Source organism: Flavobacterium aquariorum (assembly GCF_003254745.1).
In the GTDB taxonomy this organism is placed as follows: domain Bacteria; phylum Bacteroidota; class Bacteroidia; order Flavobacteriales; family Flavobacteriaceae; genus Flavobacterium; species Flavobacterium aquariorum.
In genome coordinates, this window is record NZ_QKXH01000012.1 from 59,421 (window position 1) to 77,294 (window position 17,874).

Here is a 17,874-nt window from a genome sequence, read left to right on the forward strand (position 1 = left end):
TATTTTTTTGAATTTATTTTTCAATTGCACCAAAAATAGGATTCAAACCGAAAATACTCTTGATCACGCGTGAAGGGTAGAAGCAAGCTACCGAAGTAGCGCGGATGACCTGACCCCGTTGAGTAAAGGAGGCGAATAACCGCTCCGATAAGTAGCCTCCTTTACTCAACGGGGGCACGCCCTAACTATTTATTTCAATAAATTTCTGGAAATTACTACTTTTTGAATTTCGGTGGTTCCTTCACCGATGGTACATAATTTTGAATCTCTATAGAATTTTTCTACGGGATAATCTTTGGTGTAACCATAACCACCGTGAATTTGTACAGCCTCATTAGCCACTTTTACACAAACTTCTGATGAGTACATTTTGGCCATTGCACCTAATGTAGTCACAGGTCTGTGTTGCTCTTTAAGGAAAGCCGCTTTATGCAATAATAATTCTGAGGCTTCTATTTCGGTAGCCATATCAGCCAATTTAAAAGAAATTCCTTGAAATTCAGAAATAGGCTGACCAAACTGATGTCTTTCTTGAGAATATTTCAAAGCTGCTTCATAAGCTCCTTTTGCAATTCCCAACGACAAAGCTCCGATGGAAATTCTTCCGCCATCAAGAATTTTCATCGCTTGAATAAATCCCTGCCCTACTTCGCCTAATCTATTTGTATCAGGAATACGACAATTGTCAAAAATCAACTCGGCCGTTTCACTGGCGCGCATTCCTAATTTATTTTCTTTCTTACCAGATGTAAATCCAGGCATTCCTTTTTCAAATACAAATGCAGTCATTCCTTTGGAGTCTCCTTTTTCACCAGTACGAACAATTACTACGGCAATATCCCCCGAAATGGCATGCGTAATAAAGTTTTTAGCGCCATTTACCACCCAAAAATCTCCGTCCCGAACAGCCGTCGTATTCATTCCGCCCGCATCGGATCCTGTATTGTGTTCCGTTAAGCCCCAAGCACCTATATGCTCAGCGGTCGCCAGTTTCGGAATCCATCTTTTCTTTTGTTCGTCGTTTCCAAAAGTAAGAATATGATTAGTACATAAAGAATTATGGGCCGCGACAGACAATCCTATGGAAGGATCAACTTTTGAAATTTCCTCTACTACCGTAATGTATTCATGATAGCCCAGTCCTGACCCTCCTAATTCAGTTGGAACCAGAACTCCCATAAATCCCATTTCACCAAGCTTTTTGAAAAGAGAAATTGGAAAAATTTGAGCTTCATCCCACTCCATTATATAAGGTCTTATATTTTTTTCGGCAAAATCTTTTATAGATTGAGCTATTAAAGATTGTGTTTCGTTGTAATCAAAATTCATCATAAATGTCTTTTATATTAAAAGTCCAAATATAAGGCAATAAAATTTGCTTTTTCAACAGGAAAGCCGTTAATTTTTATCAAATCCTCAATATTTTTAAAATCACCGTTCATGCTTCTATATTTTACAATTTGTCTTGCTAAGTCATATTTGAAATAAAAAAACTGAGAAAGCTCCTTTATTGACGCATTATTGATATCAATTTTATTCAAATTGGGGAGTTTTGCAATCTTAAAATGATTATTTAAATTCAGAATTACTTCTGGAGAGATTCCCCAAACATCTTTGAGTTGTTCCATAGAGACAAATCCTCCTAATTTTTCCTTTTGGGTTAATATACGAAGTGAAATCACTTCTCCTATTCCACTTATCTTAATCAAATCTTCTTTCGTCGCTTGATTAATGTCAATTAAAACTATTTTTTCTTTTTTGGCGAAAGCCGAATTCTGAGCGTACTTATATTCTTTAGCTTCTTTTTTATGATTTACCCAATCTGGGAATTTGAAAAACGGAGCGATTATATTCAATAATGAATCTGAAACTTTTGTAACATCTTGAAATTCTTTAACCGAATTAACAAACTTATTTTCTTTTCTAAAAGCGAGCAGTCTGTCAATTTCCTGAACGGACATTCCAAGTTTATAGCCTTTGTAATCGGAAATAAAATTGGGATTGAAAAGATACGTTTTAGGTTTATCATTCTGACCATGCATCTTTGCATCATCAACTTCCGATTGTAGAGAAATCCATTTTTGCTTATCTGAATATTCTTTTTCAACGGCATTAAAATCAACGAAAAAGTAAACAAGTTGAAGTATTACTATAATCCCAAACAGGAAAACAATTCCTGTTTGCTGTTCACGTGAAAATTTAAAATAATCTTTGATTGTATTGAAAGTCATAGTTGAATTACATGCGTATTAACAAAACATTTGAAATCTAAAAATATAAAAATTATTCACAAATTAATATTTTTATAAGAAAAATATTAATACTCAATATTCCTTAAATACCATAAAATACATTCGTACTATTTTTTTTCTAAATAAAAAAGCTCAGAAAATCATTAATTTGTTAGTTAAATGAAATTATAGTTTTTATTTTTTATAAAAAACTATACATTTGGCGCTTAATAACATTTAAACCATAAAAACCATGTCTATTTGGAAAAGAAAACCATTAGCTCTACTATTAGCTGAAGCTGCTGATTCTGAAAAAGGATTAAAAAGAACACTAACCGCTTGGTCATTAGTTGCATTAGGAATCGGTGCAATTATTGGTGCTGGATTATTCGTTAGAACAGCAACCGCAGCTGCACAAAGTGCAGGACCATCAGTAACAATAGCCTTTGTCGTAGCCGCCATTGGTTGCGCACTAGCAGGATTGTGCTACGCAGAGCTTTCGTCTTCTATTCCAATTTCAGGAAGTGCTTACACCTACACTTATGCTACTATGGGTGAATTTCTAGCATGGATTATTGGCTGGGATTTAATTCTTGAATATGCAGTAGGTGCTGCAACAGTTGGGATCGCTTGGAGTGAATACCTAAATAATTTACTGACAAATGTGTTACACGTAGATCCCATACCCTTTGCCTATTGTCATTCTCCATTTCAAACATCACTAACAGGAGAACATGGAATCATAAATTTACCTGCGCTTTTTATAGTTGCTGTAATCAGTTTATTATTGATAAAAGGAATACATGAATCAGCTGTGGTAAATGGAATAATAGTTGTCGTTAAAGTTCTAATTGTAATACTAATTATTGTGTTAGGTTGGCATTTCATTAACCCAGCAAACCATACCCCTTACATTCCACCAACAGATGTTTTCACTGACGAACACGGAGTAGGACATGCCTATGGAGGAATAATGGGAATATTAGGAGCCGCAGGAACTGTTTTCTTTGCTTTCATCGGATTTGATGCCGTGAGTACTGCCGCTCAAGAAACTATCAACCCTAAAAAGAATATGCCAATCGGTATTTTAGGATCCTTAGCAGTGTGTACAGTATTATATATTCTTTTTGGACATGTATTAACAGGTCTTGAACCAGTTGAATTTTTTAGAACTAGCGGTAAGGAAGCATCTGTTGCCAATGCAATCATACATGCTATGGGGGAAAGTTACAACTGGCTTGCTCAATTTGTTACAGTTGCCATATTAGCTGGATTTTCATCTGTTATTTTAGTGATGTTATTAGGACAATCAAGAGTTTTTTACTCTATGGGTAAAGATGGGTTGCTTCCAAAAGCATTTAGTGATTTACATTCAAAATACAAAACTCCATACAAAGCAAATCTTGCTATTCTGGTAATTGTTGGAGCTTTCGCAGCTTTTATACCTGGTGATATTGTAGGAGACATGACAAGTATTGGGACTTTATTTGCTTTTGTTCTTGTCTGTATTTCTGTTATTATCTTAAGAAAAAAAGAGCCAAACATGGTAAGAGAATTCAAAACCCCACTTGTTCCCTTCGTACCACTTTTAGGAGTGTTTGTATGTTGTGCAATGATGTACGGCTTAGGTTGGACGAACTGGTTGAGACTGTTTGTTTGGATGGCTTTAGGCATTGTTTTCTATTTTGCTTATGGCAAGAAAAACAGTGTATTAAACAAAACTAAAGAATAAGAATAATTTCAATTCACATAAAGAAGGGATTTTAAAGCTTAACCACTTTAAAATCCCTTTTTTTATACCTTATAATTTTCTACAAATCAAAAACAGAAGTTCTTTTGGCCCGGATTAAATCTTTTAGACGAATCCAGAAAGCCAATGTAAGATAAACTCCAAATCCCAAACCAGCTGTTACAAACGAAATATAGATAAAAAACAAACGGACATTGGTAACCCGCATCCCTAACTTGTCAGCCAAACGGGAAGAAACATGGAAACCATATTTTTCTAAAAAGAATTTCAATCGTATTACTGCTCGCATCTTTTTGAGTTATGTATTATGAGCAAAATTACAGAATCTTTTAATACTACCAGTTAACACATAGAAAAGTTCATGAAATATATAAATTGCTGAGTGTTTTAATTACTCTTTAGCAACTCAATCCCGATTGCGCAGTCCAAACATTTGTTTTTATTACAATATTCATTTTTGAGTTGCAATAATGACTGGGTTTCAAGGGCATTTTTAGACTTTAAACCAAAAGAAGTAAATTTCTCTATAATTGAATTGTTTTCTGGTTCAACATCGTTCAAAACAGCAATTAAATCTTCGGAGATTTCCTTTCCCTGACTTTTAGCATACGCAAATTGAAGTGGAATAATCGTATTCAAAACAATCAAATCCATGAAAGATTTACTCAAAGTTTTCTTTTTCTTCGGACTTTCTTTATCAAATTGATAATGGGTTTGCCAATACGGAGCAACCGAAACACAAAAAACTTCATAAATAGCCTCAACAGAATTCAAGCCAATTATTTTCGAAAATAGGTTTTGCTGTTTGTGATATAAATTGGCTAATTGTGAAAGCCGAATTGTCGGAAAATTATCTGGACGATGCTTAAAAAATTGAATAGGTTCAACACAACTTTTCTCAATTTGGTATTTGTGCAGCAAATAATAATATCTGAATTTTAAATTTTTGAAATAGGTATCTTCCTTCTCAACATCCAGTAATCCAGCAGAACCGAACAATAATGCTTCCAGATTCTCGACTTCAAAACATTCTTTTCGAATGACAGAAAAAGGAATGAACTGAGCAATCTTGAGAAATATTTCCCCATTGGTGTTCAAACCAAAATTCTTTGCCAAAAGACAAAACAAAACGGCTTCCCAATCATTGTTGGCTAATTCCAACAAATCCAAAATAGGTTTTGCTTTTCTTTCCAAACGCTCAAAAAACAAACGCTCCTGCCAATTGATTAATGTAAACTGAGGGATTTCTTTTATTTGCTTTTCGCAAAAAATCCAAGATTTGGGAGTCAGCAACTTTTGATAATTATTTACAATTTCTGCACTGACATAATTTTTGAGTTCGAGAACAGGAATTTCTGAATTGTTACTTCTATAAATTTCGGCATCATGATTCCAAACGACATGCAAAATTACATTTTCATAACCCGCATCTTTCTCATGATGATGGATATACCAATCGGATGATTTGATATGAATTTCGACATTTCCTGCCCACTTTTGATTTCCAATAGTGATTTGGGCGTTAAAAAAATCAGGACCAGCCAATTCCAAATACTGTCCCACGTTACTAATCGTGATTTCTTCCTGATTACAAGTTTTTAAATTTAAAGTATCAAACTTTTTAAACTTCCAAAGGTAGTGGAGAAAATCTTCTTTCATGTTTTTTTAGATAATAGATGAAAAGATGAGAGATAATAGACTCATTCTAAAAGACTAAAATAACAAAAAAAACAAACAACTTAACTTACAAAATAAAAAAAGACAGATATTTCAGCAAATTTAAAATATCAACAATAAAATAAGCTTATAAATTCTGAATGCTATTGAAAGAATTTATCGCAATAAATATAATTTGGCGCAAGCCCGAGCATCCGATAAAGCTTCGTGATGGTTTAGTTTTATATTCATTTCACGACAACAATCACTTAGTTTTGTTGGCTTCAATCCTTTTGATTTATATATTTTTACGGTACATTCCCAACGTGAACCTATATTCAAATCATCGTAGTTCAAACCATAAAGCTCCATTGATTTGGACAAAACATTACGGTCGAAGCTTTCATTATGTGCCACTACGACTCTATTTTGAAGTCTTCTTTGTATTTCAGGAAATACTTCGATAAACGTTTTCGCGTTTGCTGTGTCTCTTGGATATATTCCATGCACGCGTATCGTGAAAGGATTATATTCATTATTCGGCGGTTTGATTAAAGTCACAAACTCATCTACAATAACACCGTTTTCAACAGTAACAATACCTACCGAACAAGGATGATAAGCAGTTGCAGTTTCAAAATCTATAGCGGTGAAAGTCATGGAAATTTTAGAATTTAGATTGCAGATTTTAGATTGCAGATTTTAATAATTAGTAGAAAATCTGCAATCCAAATAAATTTATTTCATCGCCTTAATAATATCTGATTTTGTAATAATTTGATGGTTTCCGTTTTCAAGTTCTACTAAAACAGCATCATTATCTTTGGTGAAAAATTTAGAAACTTCTTCGATTGATGTGCTTAATTTAACAACAGGAAAAGGTTTTCCCATTACTTCTTTGATAGGCTTGTCAATCACATTTTTATCGACCATATAACTTCTAAACAAATCTGTTTCGTCAACAGAACCAACAAATCCATTAATATCTACCACAGGAATTTGCGAAATATTATACTTGCGCATACGATCAATTGCATGCGAAACCAATTCTTCGGTACGAACAACTATCAAAGGTTTATCGATATGATCTTTGATCACATCTTCAGCTTTAGTAACATCCTCTTCCAAAAATCCTCTTTCTCTCATCCAATCGTCGTTGAACATTTTGCCCACATATCGACTTCCTGAATCATGGAACAATACCACAACCACGTCTTCCGGTTTGAAATGTTCTTTGAGCTGTAATAATCCTTTTACCGCAGCACCAGCCGAATTCCCAACAAATATTCCTTCTTCGAGTGCAATTTTTCGGGTATAAACAGCAGCGTCTTTATCAGTTACTTTGGTAAATCCATCAATCAGAGAAAAGTCCACATTTTTTGGCAAAATATCTTCCCCGATTCCTTCAGTGATATAAGAATAAATTTCATTTTCGTCAAAAATACCTGTTTCGTGGTACTTTTTAAAAACAGAACCATAAGTATCGATTCCCCAGATTTTGATGTTCGGGTTTTTCTCTTTTAAGAATTTACCAACTCCAGAAATCGTCCCACCTGTACCAACACCTACCACAAAATGAGTAATTTTCCCTTCTGTTTGTTTCCAAATTTCAGGCCCAGTTTGCTCGTAGTGTGCCAATGTATTTGACAAATTATCATATTGGTTTACATACCAAGAGTTTGGTGTTTCTTCAGCCAATCTTTTGGAAACCGAATAATATGAACGTGGATCGGTTGGCTCCACATCAGTAGGACAAACCACTACTTTAGCTCCAACTGCACGAAGAATATCCATTTTTTCTTTGGATTGCTTGTCGGATATCACACATATCAATTTATATCCTTTTATAATGGCAACCAGTGCCAATCCCATTCCAGTATTTCCGGATGTTCCTTCAATTATAGTTCCACCTGGTTGCAAACGTCCATCAGCTTCGGCATCTTCAATCATTTTTACAGCCATACGATCTTTTACCGAATTACCAGGATTGAATGTCTCTACTTTGGCCAAAACCAAAGCATCTACTTCCGCAGTTATTTTATTGAGTTTTACCAATGGAGTATTCCCAATAGTTCCTAATATATTTTCTGAGTATTCCATTTTTGTTTTTTTATTGGGGGGTTATTTTTAAACCGCACTATTTACATATAGTTTATATATAAAAGCAAAATTAGTCAATTTTTCAAATTTAAACTTAACTTCTAAATGACTAATTTCTACACTAATTGAAGAAGTTCCAAACTAATCCAAAACGAATTAAGAAATCACGATACGGATAATCAGGTGCCGATAAATAATTATTTTTTGAAAACAGCGAATTAAAATGTTCTGCCTTCAAATAGATTCGAGTGCGCTGAATTTTGGCATTTACAAAAAAATCAAGAAGCGGATAATTCCCTATTTTCACTCTATCCTGAACAAAAAACTCGCCAATCAAAGGATTATAACTATTACTATAATAACTCGTAAAATAATTCAGTTCCGTTCCTATTTGCAAAAACAATCTTTTTTCAAACATAAAGTCCGAATAATACAAAGTGTTTCTAGTCACAAATTCAGGCACATTCAAAATAAAATCCGATTGATCCACTTTTTGAAATAATAAAGTATTATCTAAAGCCCATTTGCCAACAACAAACTCTTTTGCAACTTTAAGCGATGCATAATTAATTGCTTTACCATATTGAGCCGGAGCCACTATTTGTGTACCCAATGCTCTTTCCGCATCAGTCGATACATCAGCAAAATGCAAATAATCGTTTACCGAATTCAGCAGCAAAGACAACGATACCCATTTAGTATCGGCATTCACACTGATTGCGTTTATTTTTTCATTTACAAAATCGTTTGACCAGTTGTATTTTCTATAACTACTTTGGTACAAATTATAATTATTATTAGGCAATTTATTCATACTTTGATACCTGAATGATATTTGGTTCTCATCGTTTATATCATACACCGCCGATGCATCAAGATTGAATAAATTTTGATCCGTAACCGATTTGGAATATAAGAACTTCCCATTCCATTTGTCCTTGCGATAATTATATTGTCCTCCAAAAGTGTTTATTTTCTGGCTCAACAAGTTAGGAACGGTTTCCGCATCCAAATACAAAATATTATTGTAGAAATAATTCGAATGCAAATCATCAACAAAAAAAGTAAAAGCCCCCAAAGTCATGTTCTCATAAACCAATCCCAATTTGTTGTACATTTTATTGTAGGTAGTTTTGTCATCAATTCCACTGGTCAAAAAGGAATCTCCATAACGATCCACGATTACCCCTCCAACAGTTGAAGGCACCGTTTGTTGAGTAAAATTAAAATAAATATCCTCGTAATTAAACTGTTCAGTAACATATAAATTATTGCTGCCTTTTTTGGGATTTATTCTAAAGGTTTGATCAACAAAAAAACGTTTGCCTTTTAACACAGACATAGCATCCTCAAAATAAACCCCTAATCGGGCTCTATTATCAAACGCTGGATCGCCACTTTCAAAATCACTTACATTGCTAATCCCTCCGTTTTCCTCGTTCTGGATCTTCTGAGCAACATAATGCGCATTGGCAACATAACGCCCATTCTTGGTATTATAACTCGTCGTAAATCTAAAATTACCCGTTCTGGCCTCCTGGTTGATATACCTACCTTCCGATCGCAAAGCCTTGTAGGCAATGGAAAAGTTTAGTCTTGGAGACGGATTTATGGCAAAATAAGAATCTGCTGACTGACCTCTTTGTATTGTTGTCTTAAAATATAATTCGGTTACAGGAGTGGCTACATTGGCATATCTAATATCTTCTGCCTTGCTATAATTAAACTGTTTTGCGGTAAATCCAAATTCAGGATAAGGCGAAAAACCATTAAGACCATATTGAAGTGTATTATAAGTTTGACCAATATTGGTAAAACTCAACAAACCAAAATTATCTTTCCTCAAATAATTATGACTGTATGCTTTTCGGATAGATTGGGTAGTATCAATATATGTCGTATCCTTATTCAACGAAATAATCTGATACATATCATAAGTTGCCTCTGGCGCTTTTTTCTTCTTAATAGAATCCGAAGAATTGTACTTACTATTATAATCAATTTCTTTAGCACTATTTACTTGAGAAAACAGGAGAATTGGAAAAGCTACAAAAAATAACGAAAAGAAAATTCTCATTTGAAACGGTTATAATTAGGCAATTATTTTACTTATATATCGAGCAAAGGTAAAGGATAAAAACGTATAAATAAAAAAACACCTCAATTTATAGAACAAACAACAAAACATAATTTAGTTACAAACCACAACTTATCTTTCCTAAATAATTTGGGCGAGCCACCAGTAGGAAAAGGGGCTAACTCACTGTATCGCTTATTCGCCCCTTTTCCTAATGCTGTCGGGCTATACGCGCTACTTTGGTAGCTTGCTACTATCCCTCTCCCAACTCCCAACAGCGTGAATACAATTCCCACATCTTTTATTTTCCTGAAATCAATTTGCTTCACAAAAAAGAAAATCAAGAAAAAATCACAATATTTGCCACACGAAAATATTTCAATATGCTTCTTAATAATTTCTCCACTTTCCTGCTCGAAACCGGCACCGACGAAGCCGGACGCGGTTGTCTTGCCGGCCCAGTTACAGCTGCGGCCGTAATTTTGCCTTTTGATTTTAGAAACACCATCCTAAACGACAGCAAGCAATTATCCGAAAAAGCGAGAGAAAAACTAAGACCAATTATAGAAGAACACGCCATCACATTCGCCGTGACCCATTTGCATCCAAATGAAATTGATGAAATCAATATCCTGAATGCTTCGATGAAAGGAATGCAGGAATGCGTCTTGAAATTAACCAAAACTCCCGAATTCATAATTGTTGACGGCAACAGATCGCTAAATGCCAAATTGGGTTTAAAAAACAATCATGGAAAAAAATTCTCTAAAGCTGAAATAGAATTATTAAAATCAATTCCGAATCAAAGTATCATAAAAGGAGATTCGAAATATCTGAGTATTGCTGCCGCTTCGGTTTTGGCAAAAACGTATCGTGATGAATATATGGATAAAATTCATGAAGAATTCCCGATGTACAATTGGAAAAAAAACAAAGGTTATCCCACACAAGAACACCGCGATGCCATCCGAAAATACGGCACCACAAAATACCACCGAATGAGTTTTAGGTTGCTACCGGAGCAGTTGGAATTGGATTTTTAAAATTTAATCACAAGACACAAAAAAAAGCCGCAAAGTTCACAAAGTTTTTTTTCGAGATTTTAAGAAGTCACAAACTCCGCTTCGAATAATTCAGAGAAATGTTTTAAGATTTTTTCTTTGACTTCTTGCTCATCCACTTTTTCTACACCAAGTTCTACATGAAGTGAAGTAACCGCTTTGCCGCGGATTCCACACGGAATAATGTTGTCAAAATACCCCAAGTCAGCGTTGACGTTTAGGGCAAAACCGTGCATAGTTACCCAGCGGGAAGCACGAACTCCCATAGCACATATTTTTCGGGCGAATGGTGTTCCTGCGCCAAGCCAAACTCCGGTTTCGCCCTCGCTTCGTCCACATTCCAAACCGTATTCCTGCAAAGTCAGAATAATAGCTTCCTCCAGAAAACGCAAGTATTTATGAATATCCGAAAAGAAATTTTCCAAATCCAGAATAGGATAACCTACAATTTGTCCTGGTCCGTGATACGTAATATCACCACCACGATTGATTTTATAGAAAGTCGCACCTTTGGCTTCTAATTGTTTTTCGGATAAAAGCAAATTACTCAAATCACCGCTTTTCCCTAAAGTATAAACGTGAGGATGTTCTACAAACAAAAAATAATTAGGAGTCGGAATAGCAGTTTCTTCTCTCCTATTTTGGATCTTCAGATCCACAATTCCCTTGAACAATTCTTCTTGGTACGCCCAAGTTTCATTGTAATCTTTATTTCCTAAATCTTGAAGTTGGATGGTTTTGTTCATTTTTTTAAAGCAACTAAGTTTCTTAGACTCTGAGATTCTAAGATTCTAAGATTTTATTTTTGCAAATGTACGAATGTTTATGGCATCCTAACAGGTTTCCAAAACGGGTTAGGTATAATATCTTCTATCTACTCAACGACAAAATTCCTAACAGGTTTTGCAAACCTGTTAGGAAAACGTATTAATCAACAGATTCAGATTCTAAAACAACTTCAAGATTTGTACTCAATGGATTTTGCAGACAATCAGATAATAGAAATTGCAACGACAGTGATTTACGGTCGTCACTAATCTTGGCAAGCGAATTGGAAACTGATTGGATTTTACGAGGAAAATGATAGTTCAATACATAACTCTGAACAAGTTTGTATCCTTTATAATGGTTTTTGTATTTTTCAACTTTATCAAATTCTTTTTTTAATTGTATCGAATCGGTGATTTTTACGGTTCTGTTAAAATGATTTCCTTCAAAAATATAACTAACTTCATAATAATGTTCTTCGGCAGACAAAGCATAATTCTTTTTGATATTATCGGCATAGTCTTCGACTTTATAAAGATCCACAATGTCTGTAGCTTTCTTGAAATTTTGAGAAACTGTCGTTTTGAACTCTTTTTCGTAAGAACTTTTCTTGATGTGTACTTTTACATCAGAGTATCTAAAATATACATTTTGATCTTCCCTTGGAGTTCTGGTAAATGTCTCTGCATATTTTTTAAAATAATCCGCAAATACATAAATCGTGTCTCTATAGATATCTTCTTTTGAATATTCTTCTTTTGCCAACTGCATATAACTGTGCTCGTCTCTTAGATCGACTACTTCAATTTTTCCGGTACCATCGGCGTTGAGATGAAGAGTTTCTGTAACTTGACAGTTTGCGGTTAATAGAATTAAGAGGAGGAAGAAGTATTTTTTCATTTTTTTTAGTTTCTAAGATGATGAGAGACTAAGTTTCTAAGTTTTCACAAAACGAAGTTACACTATTTTGTACGGATTTTACACGCTTTTTTTTAACCGCAATCCCGATAATTATCGGGAGCTAAGAAAAAAAGCGCAAAGTTCGCAAAGCTTTGCGTTCTTCGCTTAATCCTTAGCGAACCTTGCGGTTAAAGAAATAGTTTAATGCTATTAAATTCCAATTTAGCTTTGGTAAAGGTCTTATGAAAACTAAACTTGTAGCCTAGCCCCGATAGTAGTGAAAATCCTCCCGATTTTTTTTCGGGAGATTGCAACGGATAGCGGGAGAATACATGAAAAAAAAGCGAATATTTCTGCTCCCAAAAAATCTAAAATCTGCATTCTGAAATCTGCAATCAATTTGTTATCTTTGCGCACTTAAAAAACAGTATCTAATGGCCTTATCAGAACAAGAAATCATCCGAAGAGAAAAACTTCAATCTTTACGTAATTTAGGAATCAATCCTTATCCTGCCAATCTTTTTCCTGTAAATCATACTTCAAAGCAAATAAAGGAGTCTTTTGAAGAGGGCAAAAAAGTGATTGTTGCTGGGCGTTTGATGAGCGTTAGAGATCAAGGAAAAGCTTGTTTTGCCGAATTGCAGGATAGCGAAGGGCGTATTCAATTGTACGTGAATCGCGACGTTTTGTGTGAAGGTGATGATAAAACTTTGTACAATCAGGTATTCAAAAAATTGACCGATTTAGGTGATTTTATTGGTATTGAAGGTGAATTATTTACTACCAAAGTGGGTGCACAATGTATTCGTGTCGACGGATTTACTTTCTTGAGTAAAACGTTGCGTCCGTTGCCATTACCAAAAGTGGACGAAGACGGAAAAGTTCACGATGCTTTTAATGATGCCGAATTGCGTTACAGAATGCGTTATGTGGATTTGACGGTGAACCAAAACGTGAAAGAAACTTTTATCAAGCGTACAAAGTTATTCACTGCAATGCGAGGTTATTTTAACGATGCAGGTTATCTTGAAGTTGATACTCCGGTTTTGCAATCAATTCCTGGTGGTGCTTCGGCAAGACCTTTTATCACGCATCATAATTCGCTTGATATTCCACTTTATATGCGTATTGCAAACGAATTGTATTTAAAAAGATTAATTGTTGGTGGATTTGATGGTGTTTATGAGTTTTCCAGAAACTTCCGTAATGAAGGAATGGACAGAACGCATAATCCTGAATTTACTGCTATGGAAATATATGTAGCCTACAAAGACTACAACTGGATGATGGAATTCGCTGAAGGTTTACTTGAGCATTGTGCAATTGCCGTAAATGGAACTAGCGAAGTTACTTTTGGTGAACATAAAATCAATTTCAAAGCACCTTATGCACGTGTTACAATGACTGATTCTATCAAACATTTTACTGGTTTTGATATTTCCGGAAAAAGTGAAGAAGAACTTTTTGAAGCTGCAAGAGGAATGGGAATTGATGTTGATAATACAATGGGTAAAGGAAAATTGATTGATGAAATTTTTGGTGCGAAATGCGAAGGAAATTACATTCAGCCTACTTTCATTACAGATTATCCTAAAGAAATGTCGCCTTTGTGTAAAGAACACCGCGATAATCCTGATCTTACTGAACGTTTTGAATTAATGGTTTGCGGTAAAGAAATTGCAAATGCATATTCTGAATTAAATGACCCGATTGATCAACGTGAACGTTTTGAAGATCAAATGCGTTTGGCTGCAAAAGGTGATGATGAAGCAAACGGAATTATCGATGAAGATTTCTTAAGAGCTTTGGAATATGGTATGCCTCCAACATCTGGAATGGGAATTGGAATGGATCGTTTGATTATGTATTTGACTAATAATGCATCAATTCAGGAAGTTTTATTGTTCCCTCAAATGCGTCCTGAAACCAAAAAAGCCCAAATTGAATTGACTGATGAAGAGAAATTTATCGTAGATTTATTGAAAGGAAATGAAAATAAAATGGATCTTCAGCAATTAAAAATTACTGCAAATTTAAGTGGTAAAAAATGGGATGCTGCTATGAAAGGTTTGTCTAAAAATGGCTTAACTAAAGTGGCTGTTGAAGGAGAATATAAGATTGTGGAATTGATAGAGTAATCTTTATTCTAACTATATTATTTTAAAGGAGTTTCAATTTGAAGCTCCTTTTTTTATATAAAAACATCGAATTAAACTAAACAATCCATATTCGTTTTTGTAACTTTACTAGTCAAAACCACACGTTATGAACACTTTAGAATTAAAACAAAAAATAATTGATAAGTTGAAATCTGCCGATGATATTGACTTGTTAAAGCAAATTATGAATTTACTTCAACCATTAGATCCAAATGAAATTAAACATTTAAATGAAAATGAATTGGAAATGGCAAAAGATAACGAAGAAGATATACTATTTAAAAATGATCTTTCTGAGGAACAACTTGACAAAGAGGACCCAGAATGGATTACTGAGCTGTAGAACGTATTAAAATCAATAGAAAAAGAGCTCCAATTTGAAGCTCTTTTTCGTTTACACAAGAAATTAACACCTTTATTTATAAGAAAAAATTTGTGGGTTCACATTAACTGCTAACCAAGCCCAATTGTTGGTGTGATCCACATCACCGCCTTTCAGTTTCTGCATTGTATCTGTTGCAAACATTTGTGAATAACCTCCAGTGATATTTACAAACTTATGTACTGAATAGCCAAATGTTAAATCAACTTCCGTACCAAGATAGTTGCTCATTTCATTTCCACTAGCATCCAAAACCGTATTGGCAGCATTAAAAACATGTGGCAATAAAGCAAACTGCCATTTGTTGACATTGTATCCAAATTTCAGAAAAACATCTTGAAGACCTACCGAATTTTTATGGTTTCCTACGTAGAAATAATCCATATATCCATTCAATCCGTGGTTGGTTCCAAAAATAGGATTAAATGATTTTATGTCGGTACTGGTATTAGCTTGACTTTTCCCCGATAGAAATTCATATCCAAGACCCGCTTTGAACTTATCTGTCAATGCATAATTAAAATTAAGAGCTGCATCAAAAGCACTCACGGTATAAGTTGTGCTTTTTCCTGTTTGTCCATAGAACCATAGATTTCCATCCCAAGATTTTCCTTTGGTATTCATATAAGTTCCAAAAGTTTGCATATAATCTACTTTTAATTCAGGAGTTGGAGTTGGAATTGGAGCGACTAGTTTATTTTCGTAACCTGTGTTTAAAAACAATAAACTCATATTTATTTTTCCCAACTCAGTATGATACCAAGCATATTGCATGGCTTTGTAATTGGCAACCGTGTAGGGTGTTGCAATATCCGTTTCGCCATTGGCGTTATAAGCAACCGCAAGATCTAATTGGCTTTTCTTATTTTTATAGGTTACAGATAAAGCATCATGACTTTGTGCTTGTTGAGCCCAATCTGCTTCACCAAGAATACGCTGGTTATCATATGAAATCACCTGACGACCAATACGGGTACTCCATTTTTCATTAAAATTGTATTGTGCCCAAGCTTCGAATATTTGAACACCATTTGCATCTGCCTTGGTATTTGGGGCTACATCTCCCCAAACACGAACATTTTGCATCGTCAGTTTAGTAATAAATTTATCTTGTTTGAAATTTAAATTCAAACGCGTTCTACTTGAAATAAACTGACCTGGAGTTTCTCCGAAAGGAATTGGCGCTTTATACCCATTCCTAAACTCGTAACGAGGCCTAATTTGTAAATTGGCATCGAACTCTTGGGCAAAAGTATTCATACTGGCCATTAACACAACTGCCAGTGTCATTATTTTAAATAGCTTCATTTTGTGAAATTTTAGTTTAGCTTAACTGCTTCTTCAGTTATTTTTTTGATGGTTTCATCCGAGTTTACTCCTAGTCCTTCTTGTTGATAAGCCAATTCTCCTTCGGCATTGAAAACACTTATAATATTAGAATGAGAGAATTCAAGTGGTGCAATTTTCTTGTAATTGACAGCCAAAACTGCTGCGAACTCTCTTGTATTCTCTTCCGTAGATCTCAGGAATTCCCAATGCTCGCCATCCATTTTATTGGCAATAGCAAACTCCTTTAAACGTTTTGGCGTATCCACTTCAGGATCAATACTCACTAATACCAATTTAACATGTTCCTTAACGTTGTCTGGTAAACGCGATTCGATATTACGCATATCTGCCACCAAACGAGGGCAAGCTGATTTGCAGGAAGTATAAATCATTACCATTACAAGCACTTTACCCCTCAAATTTTTCATTTCAATATTTTGCCCATTTTGATTCGTCCATTTGGAAGGCAAATTATAAATAGACAAATCCGAAATAGGCTTATCTTTATCTACAGCTTCTTTTTTATTACAGCCTTGAAAAACAAAAAACAGCGCAAAAATAGGTAAAACAAGTACAAAGTACAATCTGTTTTTAAAAATTCCTTTACGCTTTTGGGCTAACTTTGATTTCATTTTGTTTGGTTTTGATTGGATTTCGAAAGATGCCATTAATCTTTGGCACATCGAAAACCTAAATTTTTTGTAGTATAATTTGCTTTCAAGCTACCTCTAAAAGCATAGCGCATAAAAGCAGCATAATTCATCAAATCGGTTGCGTTTACTGATCCGCTTCCGCAAAAGAGATTCTTATCAGTGTCTTTATCTTTTCTGGATTCTCCCGAAAGAAAAATGCTATTGAAGTCCGATGTCCATTCCCAAACCAAACCGTGCATATCATAGACACCCCAATAATTTTTGAAGGTTTGTCCAACAGGATTCGAATAGGTTTTTGGTTTTTCGTACCAAGATAAAATGTATCTGTTAAATTCTTCTTTGGTACGGGCATCAGATCGTTTTTCATCAGCCATAGCCACATATTCCCATTCATCCATCGATGGTAATCTTTTTCCTTGGCACTCGCAATATTTTTTGGCAGCAAACCAAGATACATTGGTTATAGGTGCATTACTCAAATTATTTTTACCATAATTAAAATCACTTTCCCATTGGGTTAGATAACTTTTATCGGCATACAATCCTTTCATTTTCGAACGACTGTAATCTGGATATTTTTTTACAAAGGCAAGATATTGGGCATTGGTAACTGGATAAACATCTATGCTAAATGGAGCTACTTTGACTGGTTTTTTGGTAGTGGCTCCATAGAGGGGGACAAACGTTCCCCCACTTATGGTTACCATTTTAACTTCTTGAGCAAAAAGACCAACGCATATCAACAATAAAAAGAAGGTTATTATTTTTTTTAGTGGTATCATTGAGGCTCTTTTTGCTTTAGTATTTA

The 17,874-nt window shown here is 34.6% G+C and carries 16 protein-coding genes; 4 read left to right on the forward strand and 12 right to left on the reverse strand.

Features of this window, described 5'->3' with window-relative positions; all coding sequences use genetic code 11:
• Positions 1 to 189: 189 nt before the first annotated feature.
• Together DOS84_RS16705 and DOS84_RS16710 are read right to left on the reverse strand one after the other, a co-directional pair.
• Positions 190 to 1,329, reverse strand: coding sequence for an acyl-CoA dehydrogenase family protein (locus DOS84_RS16705; RefSeq protein WP_111411332.1), 1,140 nt, complete (start codon positions 1,327 to 1,329; stop codon positions 190 to 192).
• A 17-nt stretch (positions 1,330 to 1,346) separates the two neighbouring features.
• On the reverse strand, positions 1,347 to 2,231 hold the full coding sequence (locus DOS84_RS16710) for a ComEA family DNA-binding protein (protein ID WP_111411247.1): 885 nt from the start codon (positions 2,229 to 2,231) through the stop codon (positions 1,347 to 1,349).
• A gap of 253 nt (positions 2,232 to 2,484) precedes the next feature.
• Here DOS84_RS16710 and DOS84_RS16715 point away from each other — a divergent pair, with 253 nt between their 5' ends.
• Positions 2,485 to 3,963: an amino acid permease gene (locus tag DOS84_RS16715; protein ID WP_111411248.1), complete on the forward strand. Its 1,479-nt coding sequence runs from the start codon at positions 2,485 to 2,487 to the stop codon at positions 3,961 to 3,963.
• 79 nt (positions 3,964 to 4,042) lie between these two features.
• Here the strand turns inward: DOS84_RS16715 and DOS84_RS16720 are convergent, their stop codons facing one another.
• The 5 genes from DOS84_RS16720 to DOS84_RS16740 form a co-directional block, all read right to left on the reverse strand.
• Positions 4,043 to 4,270 (reverse strand): PspC domain-containing protein, encoded by a 228-nt coding sequence (locus DOS84_RS16720; RefSeq protein WP_111411249.1) that lies wholly within the window; start codon positions 4,268 to 4,270, stop codon positions 4,043 to 4,045.
• Between the two features lie 98 nt (positions 4,271 to 4,368).
• Positions 4,369 to 5,640, reverse strand: a complete 1,272-nt coding sequence (locus tag DOS84_RS16725; RefSeq protein ID WP_111411250.1) for a DUF2851 family protein — start codon at positions 5,638 to 5,640, stop codon at positions 4,369 to 4,371.
• Between the two features lie 174 nt (positions 5,641 to 5,814).
• Positions 5,815 to 6,297, reverse strand: a complete 483-nt coding sequence (locus tag DOS84_RS16730; RefSeq protein WP_111411251.1) for a 3'-5' exonuclease — start codon at positions 6,295 to 6,297, stop codon at positions 5,815 to 5,817.
• 78 nt (positions 6,298 to 6,375) lie between these two features.
• Entirely contained in the window at positions 6,376 to 7,737 is a 1,362-nt protein-coding gene (locus DOS84_RS16735; RefSeq protein ID WP_111411252.1) for a pyridoxal-phosphate dependent enzyme, read from the reverse strand.
• 121 nt (positions 7,738 to 7,858) lie between these two features.
• Positions 7,859 to 9,814, reverse strand: coding sequence for a putative porin (locus tag DOS84_RS16740; protein WP_111411253.1), 1,956 nt, complete (start codon positions 9,812 to 9,814; stop codon positions 7,859 to 7,861).
• A gap of 383 nt (positions 9,815 to 10,197) precedes the next feature.
• On the opposite strand from DOS84_RS16740, the gene DOS84_RS16745 reads away from it, so the two are divergent.
• Entirely contained in the window at positions 10,198 to 10,857 is a 660-nt protein-coding gene (locus DOS84_RS16745) for a ribonuclease HII (protein WP_111411333.1), read from the forward strand.
• A 59-nt stretch (positions 10,858 to 10,916) separates the two neighbouring features.
• Here DOS84_RS16745 and lipB read toward each other — a convergent pair whose 3' ends face one another.
• Positions 10,917 to 11,621 (reverse strand): lipoyl(octanoyl) transferase LipB, encoded by a 705-nt coding sequence (gene lipB, locus DOS84_RS16750; RefSeq protein ID WP_111411254.1) that lies wholly within the window; start codon positions 11,619 to 11,621, stop codon positions 10,917 to 10,919.
• 181 nt (positions 11,622 to 11,802) lie between these two features.
• The gene (locus DOS84_RS16755) at positions 11,803 to 12,543 is read right to left on the reverse strand and encodes a hypothetical protein (RefSeq protein ID WP_111411255.1); all 741 of its coding nucleotides are present in this window, start codon (positions 12,541 to 12,543) and stop codon (positions 11,803 to 11,805) included.
• Between the two features lie 434 nt (positions 12,544 to 12,977).
• Here DOS84_RS16755 and lysS point away from each other — a divergent pair, with 434 nt between their 5' ends.
• Complete coding sequence (gene lysS / locus DOS84_RS16760; protein ID WP_111411256.1) at positions 12,978 to 14,681, forward strand: lysine--tRNA ligase; 1,704 nt, start codon at positions 12,978 to 12,980, stop codon at positions 14,679 to 14,681.
• 127 nt (positions 14,682 to 14,808) lie between these two features.
• Positions 14,809 to 15,045, forward strand: coding sequence for a hypothetical protein (locus DOS84_RS16765; RefSeq protein WP_111411257.1), 237 nt, complete (start codon positions 14,809 to 14,811; stop codon positions 15,043 to 15,045).
• 72 nt (positions 15,046 to 15,117) lie between these two features.
• Here DOS84_RS16765 and DOS84_RS16770 read toward each other — a convergent pair whose 3' ends face one another.
• From DOS84_RS16770 to DOS84_RS16780, 3 genes are read right to left on the reverse strand one after another with little or no spacing between them, the layout of a single operon-like run.
• Positions 15,118 to 16,392, reverse strand: coding sequence for an alginate export family protein (locus DOS84_RS16770; protein ID WP_111411258.1), 1,275 nt, complete (start codon positions 16,390 to 16,392; stop codon positions 15,118 to 15,120).
• A gap of 11 nt (positions 16,393 to 16,403) precedes the next feature.
• Positions 16,404 to 17,045: an SCO family protein gene (locus DOS84_RS16775; RefSeq protein ID WP_111411334.1), complete on the reverse strand. Its 642-nt coding sequence runs from the start codon at positions 17,043 to 17,045 to the stop codon at positions 16,404 to 16,406.
• 35 nt (positions 17,046 to 17,080) lie between these two features.
• Positions 17,081 to 17,848, reverse strand: coding sequence for a formylglycine-generating enzyme family protein (locus DOS84_RS16780; protein WP_111411259.1), 768 nt, complete (start codon positions 17,846 to 17,848; stop codon positions 17,081 to 17,083).
• Positions 17,849 to 17,874: the final 26 nt, after the last annotated feature.